The organism is Sphingobacterium sp. UBA865, from assembly GCF_002295765.1.
Lineage (GTDB): Bacteria > Bacteroidota > Bacteroidia > Sphingobacteriales > Sphingobacteriaceae > Sphingobacterium > Sphingobacterium multivorum.
Genome location: NZ_DBGB01000032.1, coordinates 79657 through 100644, shown reverse-complemented (window position 1 = coordinate 100644; position 20988 = coordinate 79657). Strand labels below are relative to the sequence as shown.

The 20988-nt window shown below is 42.1% G+C and carries 18 protein-coding genes; 11 read left to right on the top strand and 7 right to left on the bottom strand.

Annotated features, from left to right (window positions below; all coding sequences use genetic code 11):
- From B2O97_RS18405 to B2O97_RS18395, 3 genes are all read right to left on the bottom strand, one after another.
- Nucleotides 1–327, bottom strand: a complete 327-nt coding sequence (locus B2O97_RS18405) for a hypothetical protein (protein ID WP_286727937.1) — start codon at nt 325–327, stop codon at nt 1–3.
- Between the two features lie 145 nt (nt 328–472).
- On the bottom strand, nt 473–1051 hold the full coding sequence (locus tag B2O97_RS18400) for a hypothetical protein (protein ID WP_286767852.1): 579 nt from the start codon (nt 1049–1051) through the stop codon (nt 473–475).
- Between the two features lie 5 nt (nt 1052–1056).
- Nucleotides 1057–2196 carry a hypothetical protein gene (locus tag B2O97_RS18395; RefSeq protein WP_286767851.1) on the bottom strand — a complete coding sequence of 380 codons (1140 nt, stop codon included), beginning with the start codon at nt 2194–2196 and terminating at the stop codon, nt 1057–1059.
- A 356-nt stretch (nt 2197–2552) separates the two neighbouring features.
- On the opposite strand from B2O97_RS18395, the gene B2O97_RS18390 reads away from it, so the two are divergent.
- Nucleotides 2553–3506 (top strand): LytTR family DNA-binding domain-containing protein, encoded by a 954-nt coding sequence (locus B2O97_RS18390; RefSeq protein WP_286767850.1) that lies wholly within the window; start codon nt 2553–2555, stop codon nt 3504–3506.
- Between the two features lie 65 nt (nt 3507–3571).
- Here B2O97_RS18390 and B2O97_RS18385 read toward each other — a convergent pair whose 3' ends face one another.
- Both B2O97_RS18385 and B2O97_RS18380 read right to left on the bottom strand, forming a co-directional pair.
- Nucleotides 3572–4195, bottom strand: coding sequence for an outer membrane beta-barrel protein (locus B2O97_RS18385; protein WP_286767849.1), 624 nt, complete (start codon nt 4193–4195; stop codon nt 3572–3574).
- A gap of 61 nt (nt 4196–4256) precedes the next feature.
- A complete protein-coding gene (locus tag B2O97_RS18380) occupies nt 4257–4973 on the bottom strand; it encodes a hypothetical protein (protein ID WP_286767848.1) in 717 nt (238 codons plus the stop codon).
- Nucleotides 4974–5340: 367 nt separating this feature from the next.
- Here B2O97_RS18380 and B2O97_RS18375 point away from each other — a divergent pair, with 367 nt between their 5' ends.
- The 9 genes from B2O97_RS18375 to B2O97_RS18335 all read left to right on the top strand — a co-directional run bounded on the left by B2O97_RS18375 (nt 5341) and on the right by B2O97_RS18335 (nt 17735).
- On the top strand, nt 5341–5883 hold the full coding sequence (locus B2O97_RS18375; protein ID WP_286767847.1) for a hypothetical protein: 543 nt from the start codon (nt 5341–5343) through the stop codon (nt 5881–5883).
- Nucleotides 5884–5920: 37 nt separating this feature from the next.
- Entirely contained in the window at nt 5921–6448 is a 528-nt protein-coding gene (locus B2O97_RS18370) for a hypothetical protein (protein ID WP_286767846.1), read from the top strand.
- 140 nt (nt 6449–6588) lie between these two features.
- Entirely contained in the window at nt 6589–7452 is an 864-nt protein-coding gene (locus B2O97_RS18365; RefSeq protein ID WP_201639566.1) for an AraC family transcriptional regulator, read from the top strand.
- 393 nt (nt 7453–7845) lie between these two features.
- The gene (locus tag B2O97_RS18360; RefSeq protein WP_286767845.1) at nt 7846–11007 is read left to right on the top strand and encodes a SusC/RagA family TonB-linked outer membrane protein; all 3162 of its coding nucleotides are present in this window, start codon (nt 7846–7848) and stop codon (nt 11005–11007) included.
- Nucleotides 11008–11052: 45 nt separating this feature from the next.
- On the top strand, nt 11053–12528 hold the full coding sequence (locus B2O97_RS18355) for a RagB/SusD family nutrient uptake outer membrane protein (protein ID WP_286767844.1): 1476 nt from the start codon (nt 11053–11055) through the stop codon (nt 12526–12528).
- A gap of 19 nt (nt 12529–12547) precedes the next feature.
- Nucleotides 12548–13690: a DUF4859 domain-containing protein gene (locus B2O97_RS18350; RefSeq protein WP_286767843.1), complete on the top strand. Its 1143-nt coding sequence runs from the start codon at nt 12548–12550 to the stop codon at nt 13688–13690.
- Between the two features lie 80 nt (nt 13691–13770).
- On the top strand, nt 13771–14739 hold the full coding sequence (locus B2O97_RS18345) for a hypothetical protein (RefSeq protein ID WP_139145032.1): 969 nt from the start codon (nt 13771–13773) through the stop codon (nt 14737–14739).
- Nucleotides 14740–14761: 22 nt separating this feature from the next.
- Nucleotides 14762–16621, top strand: a complete 1860-nt coding sequence (locus tag B2O97_RS18340; protein WP_286767842.1) for a DUF4859 domain-containing protein — start codon at nt 14762–14764, stop codon at nt 16619–16621.
- A 577-nt stretch (nt 16622–17198) separates the two neighbouring features.
- Nucleotides 17199–17735, top strand: coding sequence for a hypothetical protein (locus B2O97_RS18335; protein WP_147282010.1), 537 nt, complete (start codon nt 17199–17201; stop codon nt 17733–17735).
- A gap of 58 nt (nt 17736–17793) precedes the next feature.
- Here the strand turns inward: B2O97_RS18335 and B2O97_RS18330 are convergent, their stop codons facing one another.
- Together B2O97_RS18330 and B2O97_RS18325 are read right to left on the bottom strand one after the other, a co-directional pair.
- Nucleotides 17794–19104, bottom strand: coding sequence for a hypothetical protein (locus B2O97_RS18330; protein ID WP_286767841.1), 1311 nt, complete (start codon nt 19102–19104; stop codon nt 17794–17796).
- Nucleotides 19105–19153: 49 nt separating this feature from the next.
- Nucleotides 19154–19612: a hypothetical protein gene (locus B2O97_RS18325; RefSeq protein WP_112373459.1), complete on the bottom strand. Its 459-nt coding sequence runs from the start codon at nt 19610–19612 to the stop codon at nt 19154–19156.
- An 802-nt stretch (nt 19613–20414) separates the two neighbouring features.
- Here B2O97_RS18325 and B2O97_RS18320 point away from each other — a divergent pair.
- Entirely contained in the window at nt 20415–20972 is a 558-nt protein-coding gene (locus B2O97_RS18320; protein WP_070567536.1) for a hypothetical protein, read from the top strand.
- Nucleotides 20973–20988 lie beyond the last annotated feature (16 nt).

The window sequence follows — 20988 nt, the reverse complement described above, 5'->3', positions numbered from 1 at the left end:
TTATTTGCTTCTTCGCGAAGGAGCAGCGCTTTGGACAGCTGACAGACTGCCTAGATTATCAAGATGTTCGTCAATACTTTGGTCAGATGGAACATCTAAACTACAAGGAATGTCAGTCGGTTGTCCACATGTAAAACTCGAATTTTGTGATGGACTCCAATTTGTGGGGTCCATTACATTCGTAGATAAATTGGTGGACGGACCATTGTAATAATACGTCGTAGACGCTTTTACTTCAGGTGATACATTTTTCTTCATCACTGCAACTGCCGCATACGTACCGATTGCGAGCATTGCCAAGATTAAAGTGAAGAGTGATGCCTTCACTGCGAATTTATTTTTCATCATAATCGTATGTTTTTGATTATGATACTAAGGTAGACTCGTCAGCAAGGAATTACTATAGCATTAATTCTTATAGTGCGGACATTAATTCCTAACTGTTGAGTTTCTTTTCCTATTTCTGCTGTTTTTATTCCAAGCTAGGATTATTTTTGTTCTGATTGTACCACCTGAGTGTGATTCCCAGAAACTGGGCGATCTGAAGATCGGTGAGTTTAAACCGAATATCAGCATAGCGATGATGAAACCAGCGTATCAATTCTCTGCTGTTTTTTAATCTGAATAAATTTTCCTGCTGCTGGTAATATTTGAGCTCTTGCAGGAGCAGATAATGGAAAAAAGGGATTAGTTCTGTCGCTTGTAAGAGATGTTCAACAGGGATCTCGATGATATTGCCGCCTTCTGGAAAGATAATATTCATTTCGCTACGCTGGAAGGCCAGTAAGCTATCGGTCTTTAAGATAATCTGATCTTCTTGCCAGATACGGGATAGTCGGAATTCCTTGTCAATATGCTCATAGCCCAAAGCATAACCAGTATGGATAAAGCAGATATGTTTGGCGATACCACCTCGCTCGAGGTACACCTCTTTCGGGCTACAGTATTTGACAGTAATCAGCTTGCGTAAGATATTTTCCTGGCTTTCAGTGAGCTTTCTGTAGGATTCTAAATGTTTGATAAGCTTTTGATATGATCCACTATGTTCCATTAATTTTATTTTTTTTGTTGTTGACTACAGACTGTCTCCAGCTGTAGGGCCGCGCGGCCTCGATCGCTTAGAATATAAAATTGATCAAACTCCTGCTCTTCCATCAGCGCGTGAAAATCGATCGTATCGATGCGGTAGAACGCCGAGATCCATCCGATTTCCAAGGCAAGTTCAAGTCGCTCTCGCCAAAGTGTGATGTTAAAAAAAGCGGCATCATGTGCTAAGCCATCCTGCGAACGATTGTTTTGAGCACCGAGACAAAGCAAGAGCAATTCTAGCAAGGCGTAGTCATCAATCCGCTCGAGCCAAAGTTGCCGATTTTTACCGTGAAGCTGTTGTCGCAGGAGCGAAAGGTCGTAGCGTTGGAGGATGCTTAGAACAGGGTATCGAGCAAAAGGCTTCAGGGATTTATGGATCAAATCGTGTAGATTAACAATAATAGTGCTGAGCAGATGATACGGTATTTTCTTATAGTTCTGTTTATGGGTATTGGCAATTTTTAGTTTTGCTAGGAAAATTTCAGGCTCATCATTCGCCTTGCTGTTGTTGCAGCTATGACAGCTGAATACAATTTGTCTCGATTCGGGGTGTTTGGAAGCAGGGCGTACATGATCGCGGGTGATCTGGCGGCTGGGATCTTGCCGTGAGATGTCCAATGCTGTATTGCAGTAATAGCAGGTCAGGCTTGTGTTAATCTGCGATGCGTTCGGTTGGATAGAAAGGGGGCTGGATACAGCCTGGTACTTCAATTGCGGCTTTTCGGAGTCCGTTCTCTTGAGCACAGTAAGATTCCGTCCGTTGAGATCAGGCTCCAGATGGTCCAGGATGTAAAGAATATTGCTGATGATAGTCTGGATATGCGATACAGCAATATATTTAAACTCCTGTATTTTGTCAAAGCTGGCTTGCAGTATTTCGATAAACTCTTCGGGTTCAAGCCGTGATTTGGCTCTTTGGCAGGTATGGCATACGACAACCCTGATCTTATTGCCGCTTAGTTTCGTCGATGGACGAAATAGGTCATTGCACCGCTGGAGGTTGGTCCAGTTGTTATGGTCACTCAAGTGGCGTTCGCAATAGAAACACTGTTCTATCGAGGAACTATAAAAAGAATGTGCATAAGTTATTCTTAATTTTCTCATCATTTCTTTTGGTCTATAGTCGTATGGCTTTTGTCAAATGGCCTGGATGTAGCTGTTTATCCAATAATTAATTGCGTTATTGTAAAATTATGAAGGTCTTTCGTTGAAGACAAGGTGAAATGTTGGAAAAACAGACGAATGGTAAGTGAGATTGAACTAGAATATCGCTTTGAGGTTGTTTAAGGCGGTTATTTGTGTCTTATGTAAAAATGAGATTATAGCATGAATGGTGGTGCGTATTTAAGTACGCAAGCAAAATAAAGCAGGATTCCGTAAATTTTGACGGAATCCTGCAACGCTATTTTTAATTTTTTATCCGGAAAATTTTTATTTTAGTTTGCCTTAACCGATTAAACTTTATGCAAACTAAAAAACTTATTGAGAAATTTCATTCCGAGATTCAGGTTAACTACATCCCGATTAGGGTTCAGCTATTGTTGGCTGTTTTGTTGGGTAATTTTTTCTGTTCGCCCAACAAATTTCTTGTTTTTGATGCGAGGTATGCAATGCCCAAATTTTATCTCTATTGGTTTCTTTCTTCGCTGATCGCTATGGCTGTGCTTCGTGGGGCACATATTTTTAATCGGTATATGGATAGCAGATTATCATGGCTGACAGATTTTAAGCGGCGTCTGATCAGGCAAATCCTCTACGGAATGGTGCTCCCTGCACTGCTCACAGTGGTTTTTGTGATGCTGGTATTTTTACCCTTAAATGCAAAAGGCTGGGGTGCGCTCATTCCTTATATGCGCAACGAATTTAGGTTTCTGTTTTTGTTTATTTTTATTTTGAATCTGCTATTTCTGGTGATATACGTCATCCGCTTTGCCCGATTTGTGAAAGATCAATACTTAGAGGCAGAACTTGAGTTGGCTGCTCTCAGGGAGGTAGTTGTAAGTTATGAAACACTGCAAATGAAATTGGAGGATGAGCGGAGTGAGGACCTTTCCGATGCGATCAAGCTTGCTCCTTGTCTTGGGGTGAAATACGGTTATGAAGATAACTATGTCGCACTTGACGGCATTGCCTTTATCAAAAGCTCGGCGAATGATAAAAAGCTCCTGACCTTGACGAGTAGTAAGGAATATACACACAACTACAGCCTCGAGACATTGATGAAGGTCCTCGACCATAATCAATATTACCTGATGTACAGGCGTTATATCGTTAATCGGAGTATCATTAAAGAATATCGTGCTTTAGAAAATGGTATATTAACGATTGAACTAAAGCCGTCTTTTGAGAAGGAAGATGATATATTGGTAAGCCGTTACCATGCTGCTGATTTTAAACGTTGGTTTGATAAGAAATAGGCTCGATTTCTATCGCTATGAACATATTGATTAAAATCGGGATTTCCCATGCGAAAAAGCAATTACTATTTAGCAATTCTATAATTCACGCCAATACCAATTCCTAAAACCCGCACACGATCATAATTTCTCCCCGATTGGAAAGGGATGAGGGAGTACATTTTGTAGTGTGGAAAAAGCGTGACGGCAAACTGTTGGGATAATGGCACCTTTGCGCCTAGTCCAATATGGAAACCTATGCCATGCTGTTTGTCTACATAACTATTTGCGTTCTGCTGGAAGTGTAACATCGGTCCCGCATTTGCGTAGAGATATTTCAAAAATTTTACCCTGGCATCTAAAGGGAATTCCCAAATAGAGAGTTCCGAGGAATATTGCATCCGCTCCACCGATGGATCGACTATTGCCGATGTTGTCGTGATGTTCTGATGGGAATAGCCCACACCCGCACCAAAAGACCATGTTTCATTATAGTGATAGCCTACGCGGAGCAATCCAGCGATATAATTCTTACTGTCGTCGCTACCGGCTCCCATAAGGCTTTTCCGAGGTCCAATAGTACGCTCAGCTAGGGGAGTAATAGAAAGTTCGATGTCATAACTGCCACTATTGTTTTGCTGCGCATAGAGGCCGGTTGCTGATAAAGTTAAAACGGAAAGAAATATCCTGGAAAGTAATTTGTTAAGCATATTGAATGTATGATGATAGATTTTATAATTGTTTTCTCTTTTTAATTGGCGCTAATTCTCACTAGAAATCTAACTGATAACGTGTAAAGCTTCCTTTTTCTGAATTAACAGTGGCGGCCTTGTCGAATTGTAAGGGGTTCGGTCCATTATAGCCTTGCCATTTTAATACAGATTCCATATCGGCAGGAATCGTTATCCTAACGATGGTATCCAAATCACGAGGGACAGGAGCGATAGAAAAACCAGTATTGGATTTCTCTGGACCATAGCTAACCGAGAGCATTTTCAACTCGAGTTTTTTGACATTTTTGAGATGCAACTCCATTTCACCCCTTTTGAAAAGAATTATTCGTTCATCGGTTGGCGTATCATACTTGAGCTCGTCCAAGTCATAAGAAGCTACGCTTTGATAGGAATCTGGATGGTATGCATTAAGATAATAACCATTCTTTTTGACACTAACTATAAAAAAGCCTTCTCGGGATAGGTAGTTGCTGGCATCAAATCGAAAACTATATTTGCCTTTGGTATCTGTCTTTGTTTTCCCCAAACTTATAGATGGTTTAAGGAACGAACTGTAATATTGGAAAGAAATTCCTACTTCTACATCAGATAATAATTTGTTCGCAGGAGTATCCACAACAACTCCCGATAGTACAATACAATTCTGCGCACAGGTTGTGCCATCGCGCTCATCTTTTTCGCACCCAAATAGAAAGAATGGTAGGATAAAGAGCAACCATTGCCCTTTATTTACTTTTTGAAATATGTTCAGCATAATAATATAGAATAGGTCAGTAAGACGTATTAAAGGAAAATCAATAAACTGCGCATTTCGTTAAAACAGGTCTTTTCATAATCTATTTTGATACTATACTATTGCCAACGGAAATAATATGCGTAATGCTACAAATTTAATAAATATAAGTTAATAGCTAACCCCGGATACTAAAAGCTGCATTTTGATCACAAATGATTGGGCATTTGCGAGAATAATGGCTCCCGATTGACCAATACATGATAGGCTATTGGAAAATTTATTGGAGTAGTGTAAAAGTTTTCCGCTTGTGTCACCTAAAAATCGAAAAATGAAATGATTGCTGGCCAGCTAAGGAATATTCTTTGAATTTTAATAAATTAGTAGGATGAGATATTTAATAGTCCTATTGTTAAGTTGGTTTACTTGCTATTCGGCCGCTGCACAAAACCAAGCGAAGGGAAATAGTGCCGTTAAAGATGAGAAGACTTATGTATTGGTGGCCAATAAGATCAATACCGATTTTAATTATAAGTTACTGGATGATTTTGAGCAGTCTTTTGCAGCATTAATCAAGGAAAACAACAGCCGTGAATTAATATTCAATCCCATAAATGGCAAATACCATTATTATAAATTTGTCGCCACCTATAAAGCAAGGGGTATTTTGCCCGATAGTGATCCTGCAAAGCCGGAGCAAACCTTTCACAATATCTTGATCATCAAAACCGACGACCAGCAAAAGATTGTAGATGGCTATCATTTTGTGCTCGAATGGGGCGAAAAGCCATTATCTTATCCCTTATTTAGGATTAAGTCTACAGGGGTGCCTCTGCAGGAAGGCTTGTCATTAAAGCAGCTGAACCTCAAAAGAGTGACCGATAATACGGATTTTGATAGCGATGGTAAAATCAAACTGTCGAGCTGGTAACGTTTAAAAAAGTTAAGAATATCTTTAGAACGATCGTATGGAATTGGATAGCCTTTATATTAGTATTCGAGTAGAAAAATCGAGATTGAATGAGTTTTTTGCTTCTAAACCGATTTCCCCGAACCGAGACGATAATTGGTCGCAATGGTGGGAGAGCCGGCAGATGTACAGCAAAACAACTTTGGAAATTATTCCAAGTTATTCGCAGGCGCGCATTCGTGAAGTCTTCGATAATCTGCTCAAGGATCGATTTTATGGTGCGAAGGAGTATTATGATGAGGAAAAGCAACACTGGAAATTCGCCGTACTGAACTTCAGTGAAAACTATCTTGAAATATTGCCAATGCTGGCTCTTTTAAAACAACTGGAGGGTTATGTTTTGGAGGGGTATGCCCTGATTTTTGACTGGATGTGGGGTGGTGATACGGTTATGGCCTATGTTGACTTTACGGCGGGAAGTGCCTTACTCGAAACGGTTGCGGAATCTTATGCGGTCGAACTCAAACGATTTGAAGAAGCTAATCAAGGCTTACAATCGCTAGCTGAAGAGCTGGGGGCTGGGTAACAGCTAGAAGTGGCTGCCTTCATGTGCAAATTATAACCTAATATCACCTTATTTTAACCTCTTTTAGTTAAGCATTGTAATACTAAATTGGCTATAGTATATTTAGTGTCATATTGACATTTATTTAAATCTAAATTGTTATGAAGCCAGTTCAGTTCAAAGTTCCTGCTCCTCAGGATAAATCGATCTATATTCAAGAAGATGTGCTGGATAAGTTTTATCCGCATATGCATCGTCATGAGGAATATCAATTAATATGGATTAAAGAAGGCATTGGCCAGCTCCTCCTTGACGATAATGTGCATGAATTTCAACCCGGTGACATTTTTCTATTGGGGACAAACCAGGCCCATGTGTTTAAAAGTTTCATTGCAGGTGAAAGTGTGCGGTCTGTCTCCTTATTTTTTAGCGCGAAAGGAGCACTGTCTACCATGGCTACCATGCCCGAACTTCGAAACCTGCTTGATTTTGTGCATAAATGCCAGCGGGGGTTTAAGGTCCCACCGAAACTTCAGGGGCAGGTGTGCTATTATATTGAAATACTGCAAAAGTCCGACTTTCTGGACCAGCTTGTCAATTTTTTTTATTTGTTAAAATCACTCAGCAAAGTATTTACTGAACTGGAGCCCCTTTCGGGTGTACAATTGCCTAAAAGGGAAATCTCCAAACCTTTCCGTATTGAAAAGCTATGTAAATTTTTGGAGGAGCATTTTAAAGAGAATATCAGTTTGGATGAAATCGCTGAAAAAGCAAATCTGACGCCACAGGCCTTCTGCCGCTATTTTAAAAACTGTACGGGAAAGACATTTGTCGCTTATTTGAATGAACTGCGTATTCGCGAAGCCTGTAAATTACTGGGTTTAGGAAGGCACGATTCGATCTCTTTAATAGCCTACGATGCTGGCTTTAATAGCATCACTAATTTTAACCGTGTTTTCCGAAATATCTTAGGGGTATCTCCCAAGATATACGTTCGCAACTACCGGAATTACCTATACGATTAACGGACTTTTTAATCGCTTTAGGCCTTTTGATCCCATCTGGCCAAAGGTCACTCAATTTCCGGCGCGATTTCGGCTCTGATTCAATTCCGTCTAATCATAACAGGAAAAATACTTCTGCTATGGTTAGACGGAATTGCTGTTTTATGCACTATGCTGCAATCCTACACCTCGCCAATAGGCCTCTTTTTCTTTTGTTAAAATGTTAGAACGAGTGGGTAAGATCTGACCGAAAACCGCTGTTTCGAAGTACTAATTTTGTTACAGAAAGAACAACTAATCAATTTTTTAACATACTGTAGCCGCCTTTTTTAGAAAGGAATCGCGTTTATCCCAGGGGTAGATGTGTGGTCGACGGTATGTTAAAATGAACACCTGCTTAACGAAATTATGACTATGTATGAAAACCTTCCAAAAAAATGCTTAACGGGTATTTTTATGTTGCTGCTGTTGGTCTGTCAACAGCTGTATGCGCAACAACAGAGAACGGTCACGGGGATCGTTAAAGACGAAAAAGGCACACCGCTGTCTGATCTGAGTATTTTAGAGAAAGGCATCCGCAATGCCACCAAAACGGATGCGGATGGAAAATTCAGCCTACCGCTTAAATCGGCAAATCCAACCCTGATTTTTAGTTACGTCGGTTATGTACGGCAGGAGAAACAGCTGCGTGCCGGCGAAAATACACTTCAGATAACGATGAAGGAAGATGGAACGGGGCTGGATGAGGTGGTCGTAATGGGCTATCAGGATGTGCAGCGCCGGAAGACGACAGGAGCTATTGCTACCGTAAAAGGGAAGGATTTTGAAAATACGCCCTATGCAACCTTCGATGCCATGCTGCAGGGACGCGTGGCCGGTCTGACCGTGTTGAGCACATCGGGTGAACCCGGTACCAATAACATTGTCAACATCCGCGGGACGAGCAACCTGGGGCTAGCAGACAACCAACTGCAGGCGCCCTTGTACGTGATCGATAATATTATTTACGACGTGAGTGATATCCGGTCGGCTTACGGTAATGCAAGTCCGTTGCAGGCCATTAATCCCAACGACATCGAATCGGTTGATATCCTGAAAGACGCTTCGGCATCGGCCATTTATGGCGCCCGTGCTGCCAATGGGGTTATTATCATCAAAACCAAACGTCCGTCGCAGGGGAAACCCGAAATACGGATCTCGGCTTACAATGGAGTTTCCAGCCGTCCGGCCATGAAGCCCATCACCGTGGGAGCCGCAGAGCGCAGGCTGAAAATGAACTTGCTCTATCAGGGTGGATCGTATGACTGGTTCAACAATGGGTCCATTAGCCCCATGCTGACAGATAGTTTAAATCCGGCCTTTAACAACAATACCGATTGGCAGGGGCTTTTTCTGCAGTCGGCCAACATCAACAATGTCAATGTGAGTATCGGTGCCACCATGGAGAAATTTTTATACCGTTTCTCGGCACAGCGTTATTATGAGCAGGGCGTAATGATGGGCTTTGAAAATGAAAACCTCACACCACGCCTGATGTTACAGGCCAACCCAACGGACAATTTCCAATTTGAGACCAACTTGTTCGCAGGTTTTACTAAAGCAAAACATGGTTCGGGTGACGATACCAAATATCCTTTTAGTACCTGGGGATTTCCTTCTTCTTTCTATCAGATTACAGATGTAAATGAGCAGATCTATACCGGGCGCTACGATGGCATGATGGACCGCGATAACTCCTTCAGCTTAAATGGAAATTTCGCCGGAACACTCAAAAAGTTTCTGATCAACGGCCTGACCCTGCGCTCGCAGTTCTCGTTTAATGTCAATAACAATACCCGCGATCTCTTTCGTCCCGTATTGCTTACAGGCTACAGAAACTTTGCACAGAACTGGACGAACCAAAATAAGCGCTGGGAATGGGAAACCTATTTTAACTACATCAAGAGCATTCAGAACACCCATAATTTTAGTGCCGTTTTGGGAACCGGTATCGAACGCAATACCTCCAATAATAGTTTAATGTCCGGCTATAACGATAATGGAACTTATGTGAAAACCGTAACCGGTATCCCTTCCGGGCCTGATCTCTATGCGACGACTTCCATCAGTGAGCGCTCGCGCGTATCGGTATTCGGACGTTTTGGATACGATTATAAAGACAAATACCTGCTTTCCGCAAGCTACCGGATGGATGCCTCGTCGCGTTACAGCAGGGATAACCGCTGGGGTATTTTCCCGTCCATTTCTGCCGGCTGGGTACTTTCGGAAGAGCCTTTTTTCCAGGGAGCCAAAAACGCCATATCCTTTTTCAAAATAAGGGGTAGCTATGGTATTACGGGGCGCGACCCGGGTTCGTACTACGCACGCTATACAGGACTGACTTTTGATGCATCTTATGCAGGATCGGTGCTGGAAAATGGCATCGCTGGTTCGGTACTTTCGTATAATGGTAAACCGACAGTATCTCCTGATTATTCGGCGGCGGCAACATCACCGACGATCCGATGGGAGCGTTCACCGCAGTTTAATGCCGGATTCGATATGAACCTGCTGCACGACCGAGTTACGGTAACTGCCGATTTTTATGTGCGCGACTCCAAAGAGTTGGTTTACGATCTGACGATGCCCGCTACTTCGGGATATAGCACCGTCTCCAATAATTTTATCAGTGTGAGAAACAGTGGTGTGGAAATGACGATTATCTCCCGAAATATGGCTCCTTCGTCGGCATTCCAGTGGACGACCAATTTCAATATGGCTTACAATAAAAATTATGTCACCAGCCTGCCGGATGGTGGAAAGGAAATACAAGTGGGACCACCCTGGATGCAACGCGCCCTGAATGTAGGCCAGCCTATTTTTCCATTCAAAGTATGGGATGTGGATGGCGTATATGCGACCAATGCTGACGTGCCTGTCGATCCATTGACCGGAAGAAGAATAGCGCACTTTAATCGGTCGGTCCTTTATCAGGCTGGCGATCCGCGCCGACGGGATGTCAATGGGGATTATGTGATCGATTACAACGACAAAATTGATATGGGAAATCCAAATCCTGACCTCGTAGGCGGATTTATCAATCAGTTCTCCTACAAGAATTTTAGCTTATCCACGCTCGTAAGTTTTGTCTTTGGACGCTCCTTGTGGAACGGTTACCTGTCGGATAAATTACAGGACGCCGGTTCATCTGCCCTTTATTCGACCTGGGGAACCAATTCGGCGATTGCAGGCGATTTTAAGCCCAGCGACTTCTGGATGAAAGACGGCGATCAGACCAAATACCCTACTTTGTTTCGCAATACGGTAGACAATTGGCACATCGCCAACAGTACTTTCGTGGAAAATGCCAGTTTTGTGCGCCTGAAAAATATTCAGCTGAGCTACACATTCCCGCAGGCCATGATTAAGAAACTTAAGTTGAAAATGCTCCGCATTTATGGGGTGGTGGATAATGTGGCTGTCAAGTCCTGGTCTTCCGTGCCGGACCCTGAAGCAGTGGAAGCCAATGGTTATTCAACGGGTAACGGATATCCGATCCCGAAGAAATGGACAATAGGCTTGGATGTTACCTTTTAATCATGTCAGTTCCATCGGATAACGGTGGCTTAAAATTATTTAGAGATGAAAAGAAAAATATTGTTTTTAATGCTGAGTGCTTTCATGTATCTCGCTTCAGGCTGCTCCAAGTTTCTGGACATTGAGCCTGTCAGTTCGGCAACCGACGAGAACTTCTGGAAAACGCAGGAAGATGCCAATAGCGCAACCAACGCCATGTATGCGCTGCTGCGCAAAGCCCTAAATCAAGCCAACGGTATGGCCTACTATGCCTATGGCGATTTGCTAACGGACGAAATTACTTCTTCGACCAACGCAGACTTTAGTCCGATTGTCAATATGCAGCTCAACACGGCTGTAGCAGCTTCGGAAACTTGGCGGCCCGCGTATCAGCTGCGGCGCTATGATGTCTTCTATCAGGCCATAGACCAGGCCAACCGCGTTATCCAGAGGCTCCCTAAGATGGACGAAAATGTCTTTGACAATGTATCGACCAGGGATTACTATATCGGCGAAGCTTACTTTGTGCGTGCATTTGCCTATTTCTATATGGCGAGGGTATGGGGAACAGTGCCGATTATAACAGAATCTGTGGTGCCCATTGATGCTGTAAATCTGGCTGCAAGTAAAGAGAGTGATGTGCTGGATCAGAGCCAGGCCGATTTAACTAAAGCGTTGACTTTACTGAAATGGAGCAATATCGACCAAGATGATTTTGCCCTGCGTGCAAATACCGGAGCAGCGCTTGCCCTGCAGGCGCACCTGAGTGCTTGGCGGGGCGAATATGCCGACTGCATCGAGGCGGCCAAATCGGTATTGGAAAGCGGCGAATATTCTTTTGTGGGAAGGGACAGTCTGAATTACCGCAGTATTTATCAGGGAAAATCCAATGAAGGTATTTTTGAGATCTCCCAAAATGGGGAAAACGAAGGTACAAACTCGGGAATTGGATACTTTTCGCTAGCCGGACCTTATTTTCGGACTTTAACAGATCCAATTTTAAGAATCAGTCAGGATTACATTAAAACGCTCTTTAAAGACAGTAACGATAAACGATTTAAAAGTGTGTTTGATATGGTTTATAACGGTAACTATGCGCTGTGTACGAAATATGCAAATGTTAAGTTTTCGAGTAATGCGTCAAATGCCAATGCGATTTTTAAAAATAACATCATCATCTTTCGCTATTCTGATATTAAGCTGCTGATGGCAGAGGGATTGGCCGCAACGGGTAAAAATAGCTCCGCAGAAACCATTTTAAATGAAATCCGCACGCAAGCTGGACTGCCTGCCTACACAAACGAGGAACCGCTCATTGAGGCCATCTTTAGTGAAAGAGCGCGCGAGCTTTTTCTGGAAGGCCATCGCTATTACGATCTCGTGCGGTTGTATAAACACTTTAACGTCTATAAATTTCCGGAAGGCAAAATGAACCAGTCGCAATTTAATGCGAAGAAATACTTTTGGCCATTTGATCCATCGTTGTTGTCTGCCAATCCTATGCTGAATCAGACACCATACTGGGGAACTGTCAATATGTAAACCACTAAACCTGAAAAAAATGAAAACCTTATATCGATTTGCATTGCTGCTGGCTTTTGGACTGGCAGTAGTGGGTTGCAAGAAAGCGGCTTATCTGACGGATGATGGCATCCATACGGCCGAAGTCAATCTGTCTACTTACGACTACCTGGCGGCTCATCCCAATGGGATGTTTGACACCTTGCTGCTGGTAATTGACCATTTTAAACTCAAAGACGAAATCAACAAGGCGAAAACCTTTTGGGCGCCTTCGGACTATTCGGTCAACCGTTATTATAAGCAGAAGGCAGACTCTGTAAAGTATGTGGATGAAAATGCACAGTATTCTTTTGACCAGTTTCTCAACGAAATCCCTGTAGATTCGGTGAGGGCATACATCTACAACGATGCCCCTTACAATTTGGAAACGGCCAGCACAGCGTATACGACGATTAGCAATGCGGCCAATGTGGGTGGATTTTTCTATCATAAGCAAAAGCAGCCCAAAGCAGCCTGGTCTTCACAGCCCGTTTATTATCTATATTACGTGAAAGTGCGTGGCGAGGCCGATCAAATCAGTCCCGACGGTATTGTTACGGTCAAAGAAGATGATCAGGCCGATATGCGGGTATATTGTCAGACTACTGGTATTAAAACAGCTTCAGGAACTATGCTGAATGTACTGGCCAATACACATACGTTTATCGGCGATTTTGTGCCGCGCATCCTGACGGGGCCTAAAATTGTGGAAACTGGTGCTACGCTTACCTTTACCTACGACCTGAGCATTAAATACGATGCAGCCGGTTATACTGGCACCACAGTAGACGTTTTGCTTCCGCGTTTAGCACGCTTTTATGGCGTAGAGAGTGGGGCAATATCCGCATTGGTAGGCAAGGACATCACCTATTATGCCGTGCAGCCCGATGGCAGCTTAAATGCAAACAGTACCGCGAACGCACCAGGACACTGGTTCGATGCCAAAGGGCAAACCTGTTCGTGGGGTGCCGATGCACGCATTGTATCTGAGCTGGCAACCTCAACGATGACCTTTAATATACTGCAATATCCAGGGCAAACAACGGTGGGTAGTACCTATACGGTACGACAATCACTCGTGTACAAGTCGAAAACAAAGGGTGATTTGAATGCTGTTTTTGTATTCAACATTAAGATTAAATAAATTATGAACCTATCAGGGTTGATTCCTTTGCTTTGCTGAATCAACCGGATGGTTTCGTCACACATGAAAAAATAAAACAGATGAAAAAACGAAGTTTTATAATCGGCTTAGCAGGTTTATCCCTCGGGCTATTGGATTCCTGCAAGAGTGATCAAATAGGTTATTTAAGTGAAAATATACGCTATAATGTGGAGAATCTGCAAGTCAATCAGGGGGCAGTGGTGTACACGGATGCCATTGTTGCCAATGGAAGCACAACCCCGCTGACCGTGAATCTGCTTGCGGTAAGAAACAAGGAAACTGGCGAGCTCTCAACAGAATTTTCAAAAGAGCATGAGATATCCACCTACCTGGCGGAGATCACCTGGCGGGATACCACCCTGGAACTGTTGAATGCCAAGATCGGCAAAGCTAAATATCCACCGATGATGCTCAATGCGACCGGTGGTCGCGTGGGTTTTACACAGGCGACGCAATTTGTGACCCCGGGACAATACACGATCGATGTGGAGGTGAGCAATGTCGCCGGACAGAAAAAATTTAAGAATATACTGAACTTTAATGTCATCGGTGCTAAGAAGGAAGATATTTTATTTAAGTCGTGCACGAGTTCGGACTACGGGGCCGAATCCAATTTTCTACCGTATACAGACTATGAGATCGTCGTAGAGCATCAGGCGGAAGGAGAAAACAAAATTGTATATCAATGGGAAGATAAAAACGGCAAGCCCTTCAATCCTAAAAAAGGCGAGGTCATCAAACGTGGGGACCGGCCGACATTCAAAAATTGGTCGCCTTACTATCCGGAGGAAGTTACCGATACGGGCTTGGTGTATCGCTATCCAGATGTTTCGGGTCTGGTGTATCCCATCATGAACGGTACTTATGTAGGTACAGAATTTTGGTCGGGTGATCCCATTTCTTATTACCGTATTGTTGGTACGGCGACTACGCTGGGACGTAATCTTAACCCCGTATCGACCATTAAATTCTACCGAAGTGGTACCTATACCGTTCGCTTCCGTTTTTTGACCATTACACATAGTTGATCTCTACCTATTAAACGCTCAAATGATGAAAAGTATCGTATTGCATAAAGTCCTGCTGACGCTGGTTTCAGCACTTGTTTTCCTTTCGCAGGGATGCAGCAAAAAAGAAGTAGCGCTTCCTGTCGAGGAAGAGGTCACCACGCCGCCCGTTACTGTGGGAACAGATTCTTTGAAGATTTATAAGCCCAAAGAATTTGAAGGCATGGATTATAACGATAAAGGGAGCAAATGGTCCTATTCGCGCAGCCGTCAGTCGGAGCATTTTATCGTGTTCTGGGGTGCAAGTTATGGGAAGAACGATCCCAATGCGAACACCGTACCTGAAGAATATCGCGTCGATATTGATGATCTTTTGGCCAAGGCCGAACAGTTCTACGCATTGAACGTCGGCACGCTGAAGTTTGCAGAACGCAAAGTGAACCGATCCAATCTGGATAAATACAAAATGATGATTTTTGTGCATTATACGACAGAATGGATGGCGTATGGCGGCGGTTACGACGATACAATAGGGGCACTGTGGATTAATCCGGCGACTTGTAAGCCGGTAGGTGCCGTGATTGCACACGAGATCGGGCACAGTTTTCAATATCAGTTATTTGCAGATTTGAAAGGCGGACATGGATTTCGTTACGGCTACGGCGGAACCAGCGGCAACGGGTTCTGGGAGCAGACCGCGCAATGGCAGGCTTACCAAACCTATCCGGCACAGGCATTTTCGGGAGCCGATTTTCCCGTCTATACCGAAAATTATCATCGTCATATTCATCACGAGAAATATCGTTATGCCAGCTATTTCATCCATTGGTATTGGACCAGCAAACATGGGATCGATATGATTGGCCGCATCTGGCGCGAAGCTTTAAAACCCGAAGATCCGGTGCAGGCTTATATGCGTATAACGGGTATCGATGTGAAGCAGTTCAACAATGAGATCTATGATGCGGCGGCCCACTTTGTGACCTGGGACCTGAACAGCATCCGGGAGTATGGGAAGAATTATATCGGTAAGCTGACGACCAAATTTACGCGTCAATCCAACGGTAGTCTTCGCGTTGCCTATGATCGTTGTCCGGGCACTACGGGGTACAATGTGATTCCGCTGGAAGTTCCGGCTGCGGGAACCCAGGTTTCGGTAGCTTTTAAGGGACTGCCGAATGCTGCTGGATTCAACCCGGTGGATGCCAGCCGTGCCGGATGGCGCTATGGTTATGTGGCATTATTGAAAGATGGCACGCGGGTATATGGTGACAGGACGGAGGGCACGGAGAATACGGTCGCGTTTACTGTTCCGGCCAATTGTAGCAACCTCTGGTTTGTCGTCACAGGTGCCCCATCTGTTTACCAGCCACATGCCTGGGATGATGACGACAGCAACGATAAGCAATGGCCTTACGAAATCAAAATACAGGGTACAACGGCTACGGGATACAATGAGGTGAGCAGTCAGCCGAAAGATATCGCATTGAATTATGACTTGAGCTTCCCGGCAGATGCTACAGGGTATTCGGGTACGCAAGTAAGCGTCAATGCAGCGCAGCTAGGGGAGGCCTTGGCCATACCTTCGGCAGACCTGGCGGGTTTGATGAGCAGTGGAAAAATTAAGTTCTATGCCGTGGAGCCGAATGGAAGTTTAAATCCCAACAATACGGCCACGGGTTACGGGCATTGGTTTACGCCTGCCGGGGCCGTCACCAACTGGGGCGCTAGTGCGGGCTTGTTTTCGGAATTTAACGCAAGTACGATAACGTTCTCGATCGGACAATATCCGGGAGCTCTGGCAGCTGGAAAGAAATATACCATTAAGCAGGCACTGGTGTATACGTACGAAGGAGCGAAAACCGTGCAGGCGACGTTTACATTTAATGTGAATGTGAAATAAGAGTTAGTTGGAACCGCTAGATTAGGTGATGGTTCATATGTTTATGTTTATTTAAGTGAAGGCCACGTCGGGAGATGTGGCTTTTTTAACTGTTGACTTTTTCATTTTCCTAAGTCCAAATACGGTCATCATTGCATTTTCCATGCTGTTTATTCCGAAAAGGGTAATAAGTTTGCGGAGGAGATAAGGAAGGAGTTCTAACGACCTTAATGCGACAACTCAGTAGAAAAAGGCTCCTTGAATCTGATGATCGGAAGTGTAGAGAATTTTGTAAATTAACCGCTATGAAGTATAATCATTTGTTTCCAACCGAGGGTGGACAAAATTTAATTATCCAAGTCATTTGATTTATATTATCTTTATTATATCTCGTCATCGGAAAATAGCGGCGAAGCGTTAATTTTTTTTAATTGGATTTTTGCAGATGATAATAAAGTAGTTTATTGCAGTTACACTATTGACACTGTTATCCAGATTGATCCGGAGATTGTTGAAGAACAACAAGAAATTAATCAGATAATAGCAAACTTAGCAATAGGAAAATAGTTGGGATTGATCCGGAATGATCTGAATAAATATGTTAAAATTTATATTGATAGCGTTCATCGTTTTAAGCTCTTGTTCTAGAAATAAGAATACAAAGCGCATTGATTCAAGGATAATTTATGAAATGGCTTATGATGACAGAACAACGCCCTCAAGATTTGATTTTGACTTTTTTGTTCGATGCAATAATGGCAAAGTCGCTATGATTAATGAACCTGCATTGTGGGGAATTCATCGTGAAAATCCGAAAAACTTGTCTTATGAAAAGTTTTTGGATTTAGCTTTGAACCAAAAAATAGAGGTAGATGATACGCGTATTTTAAGTAGCGCTGATTGTTTTTTATTGGATTCCAAAGTAGCTAATTATTATAAAAGTCATAATTTAGAAGATTTTCTACTCGAATACTTCACCAAGGAAAATAATGGTTGGAGACTTAAAGATGGATATGCTAAATCACAGCTCATGTCTATAAGTTACTATTGCTTTATCAATAATAAATTTTTGCAGTTTGATGATTATATAGGGATTTATAGCCTTGTTGAGCCAAATGAACTGTTTTCAAGATAAAAGATAATAATATCTAAGTGCTCCACGGCTTTGAACAATAAGGTGCTGGAGAATTTAATCAGAAATTACGGTCACTAGGATGCTGCAACCCAGCTTGAAGAGCTATCATCCTTGTTTCCAGGTTGCAGTCATAGTGAAGTTCTTTTTCTATCGTGTCGGAGAGAACGTTGTTATGCAGCAGGACTTCTATGATATCTTTTCTGTGAAGCGCACAATTCATTTTGCTATACAGGATTTCAAGGGGATTTTTACAGGATTTGGTGTTGTTTTTTTTGAAAATAGCTGTGTATATCCCTGCCAATCGCTCAATTTCGTGTTCATTTTTTGCCTTTTCGGCGATTTCGGTCAGTAGCTTCGAGTCGCCACTTCTGTAATTAGAAATCAGCAATTCTAAATAGTCAATCGGATTTTTGGCTGTTTGTATTTTCTCCAGAGCAAAGTCTCTAATGGCTTTGCTTTTTAGATGTTTTAGTGCATTAAGGGCATTTTCAGCTATGCTGTTTTTGCCTGTTCCCTTTTGTTTAGCAAAGTCTAAAATGAATTGGCTATCATAAGGAAATTTGTGAAAGTCAAAAATATCCAAAAGGCGTTCAATATTTCCCTGGTCCGTTTCTTTCAAAAGATGCTTTGCAATGGTGTTTATCTCTTCTTCTGTTAGCTTTCTCATTCTTGCAAAAGAAATACAGGGTTTACTATTTAACACTTCATCAAGAATGTCTTTGTATTTTTGGGGTTTTGTCCGCTGTGTTTTCTGGTTTATTTCTGTTCGCTGTATGTTGTCAAGGTAAAAGCGAATGAACTTATTGGTTTGGGCTTTCTTTTTAAGTTCTTCAGCAACCTGTATGCTTTGGTTTTTTGCTTGAAAATGCTGAATTATGCCATCGTCTTGCCAATCGTCAGGGTGTTGTTCAATGTGTTTTCCAAATTTCTCGGCTACGTAAAATAAGCCGTTTAGTCCATCAAGTTCTAGTATTTCATGAGCGCCGACCCAATCAGCGCCGACGATCGGATTGTTTAAAAACCGGTCATAAATAGCTTGTTTTGCCTCGGTGTCATTTTGCTGCGCGTAAAGTTTTGCCAGGGCAAACAAATGTGTCAGATTCCAGGTGTCATCCTGTTCTTTTGCCAAGCCCTGCAAAACGGCTTTACGGATTTTGTCTTTTTGTTTTGAAATAGAAATAATCTCAAAAATATAAGTTGCCCGGTCACCTTCAGACTGTCCGTCATAGGCGAAAATGTTTAATGCGCCTTGTATAATTTGATTTGAAAAGTCAATTTCAGGATGCTCTTTTACAATCAGATATGCTTCACCTGTTCCGCGTTTCAGTACATGTAGAAATTGTCGTTTTAGGATTCTTAAATCGGGCATAATCGAAAGAGTGTCGTTTCAACAGGCTTAAGGATTATGGATAAGCGGATCACCGATTATTCTCTTCAGCGATGATTTCGTCGATCTCATTACATATCCGCTGTATCGGTTTTGTAAAATAGTGCTGTGCGAGCTGCACCTTTTTTTCTTTACCATCTTCATTTCGATAACGGGCGTGAAGCGATACGCTCACGGTGATGAGGCCGTACTGCTTGAGTTTATGGATTGTAAATCCCTGTAGGCTTTCCAGCGGAACAGTCACCTCTTTGCCTAAAAGTCCCTTGCGGACGCGCATTTCCCTTCTGTCCATGTCAATGATAAAATAGGCTCTAAGCAGGGAAATCATCAAGATTACGACAACTCCCAGCATCCACCATTTGAAAGGGGATTCCGGCATTTTGATGAACCCAACTAGGGTCATAATAGAAAATATAGCAACCAAAGGAACATAGGTTCCTAATTGGGGTTTCATTTTGTACTCGTTTCCGTTTCTGTCGAAGTTTTTCATGTGCTTATCGCTAATTTTGCCATATCAATCGTCCAATCTGCTGAAGCGGTTAGGATCGCCAACTGGTATATTATATTATCAACTATGGAGAATATAATTATTTGTTGGTGAATTGAGCTAGATCTTCAGTAATGGTTACAATTTTTATTTCCAAGTAAATAAAGTTATATATTTGCTTCAGTAAAAAAAAGGCCAAAAAAAACACTTCATTCTTTAATTCTGGATCATTTAATGTGAGTATGATTTCTGAGAGAGGAACAAGTATGAAAGTAATTTATAGTAGACTAGCTTAACAAAATATGAAAAGAGGTGTGCGAATTGTATCGTTTGGGTTTTTATTATTAATCATTGAATATATCATTTGTGTCCTTTTATTTTATATTGAGCCTTATTTTAGGCATGATAGTCAACTAAACCTTGAGTATGCAATAAGAGGAGCTAATGAGGTGAATTCTGTTTGTTGAGTATTTTCTCCGATTTTTCATTGTAATTGAAAAGTTTTAAAAAACACGTGACTACATGACTACAAAATAAAAGGACAAAGCGCTTTGTATTAAGTCACATATGTAGATATATTTTAATCACAAAAAACAATTTCTTAACTACGTTGTTTTAATGCTACTAAGGTCTATAATATATGAAATTAGATATGTACAAAAACAAGATCAACTACATTATATATGTGTTTTCTTATTGTTAATGTATAGAATTTAAAAGCATCCTAAGCTGAAATGAGAAATCTATTCGTGTCATTTCAAATCAATCAGCAAGAATGAATTTATAAATTAAAAACACTCATATTATGTCACTATTTGATAATTTAAAACTTACAGCAGAGCTTATTAAAGCAAATTTATCCGAAGGAATTGAAGATGGTTACGATCATTCTACCACTTCGGCAGGTAGAAAAGGATTGCGTTCGGGTCGTGTTTCAGAGCTTACCGCTATGGCAGATTTGAAACCAGGAGGTGCAGACAACCTGCGTAAAATCATGGAAATTGCCAACGGAAACCTGAAAGGAGCAACCAAAGTAGGTACGCTTCACGATTTGAGAATTGTATTGTTCGATGATGATAAAAAAATTCTTTTCTGTACCGCTTATGACGGCGATTGGGATGCTTATATCAACGACTTCGCTACAAAAATTCCACAGTTGATGGACATTATTTTTGGGAATATCGAAGGCTGGCCGGGTATCAAAGATCCTACGATTAAAGATTTTATTTTAAGCAAACAAATCACGGCTACAGGTTGGTATGTGGGGGTTCCGCACTTAACGGTGAATGATATTCGCAGAAACGACAAAATCATCACTGGTCTAAATAAAGCTATTGACGACGCGAACAAAATTGAAAAATAACCCTACTAAATAGATT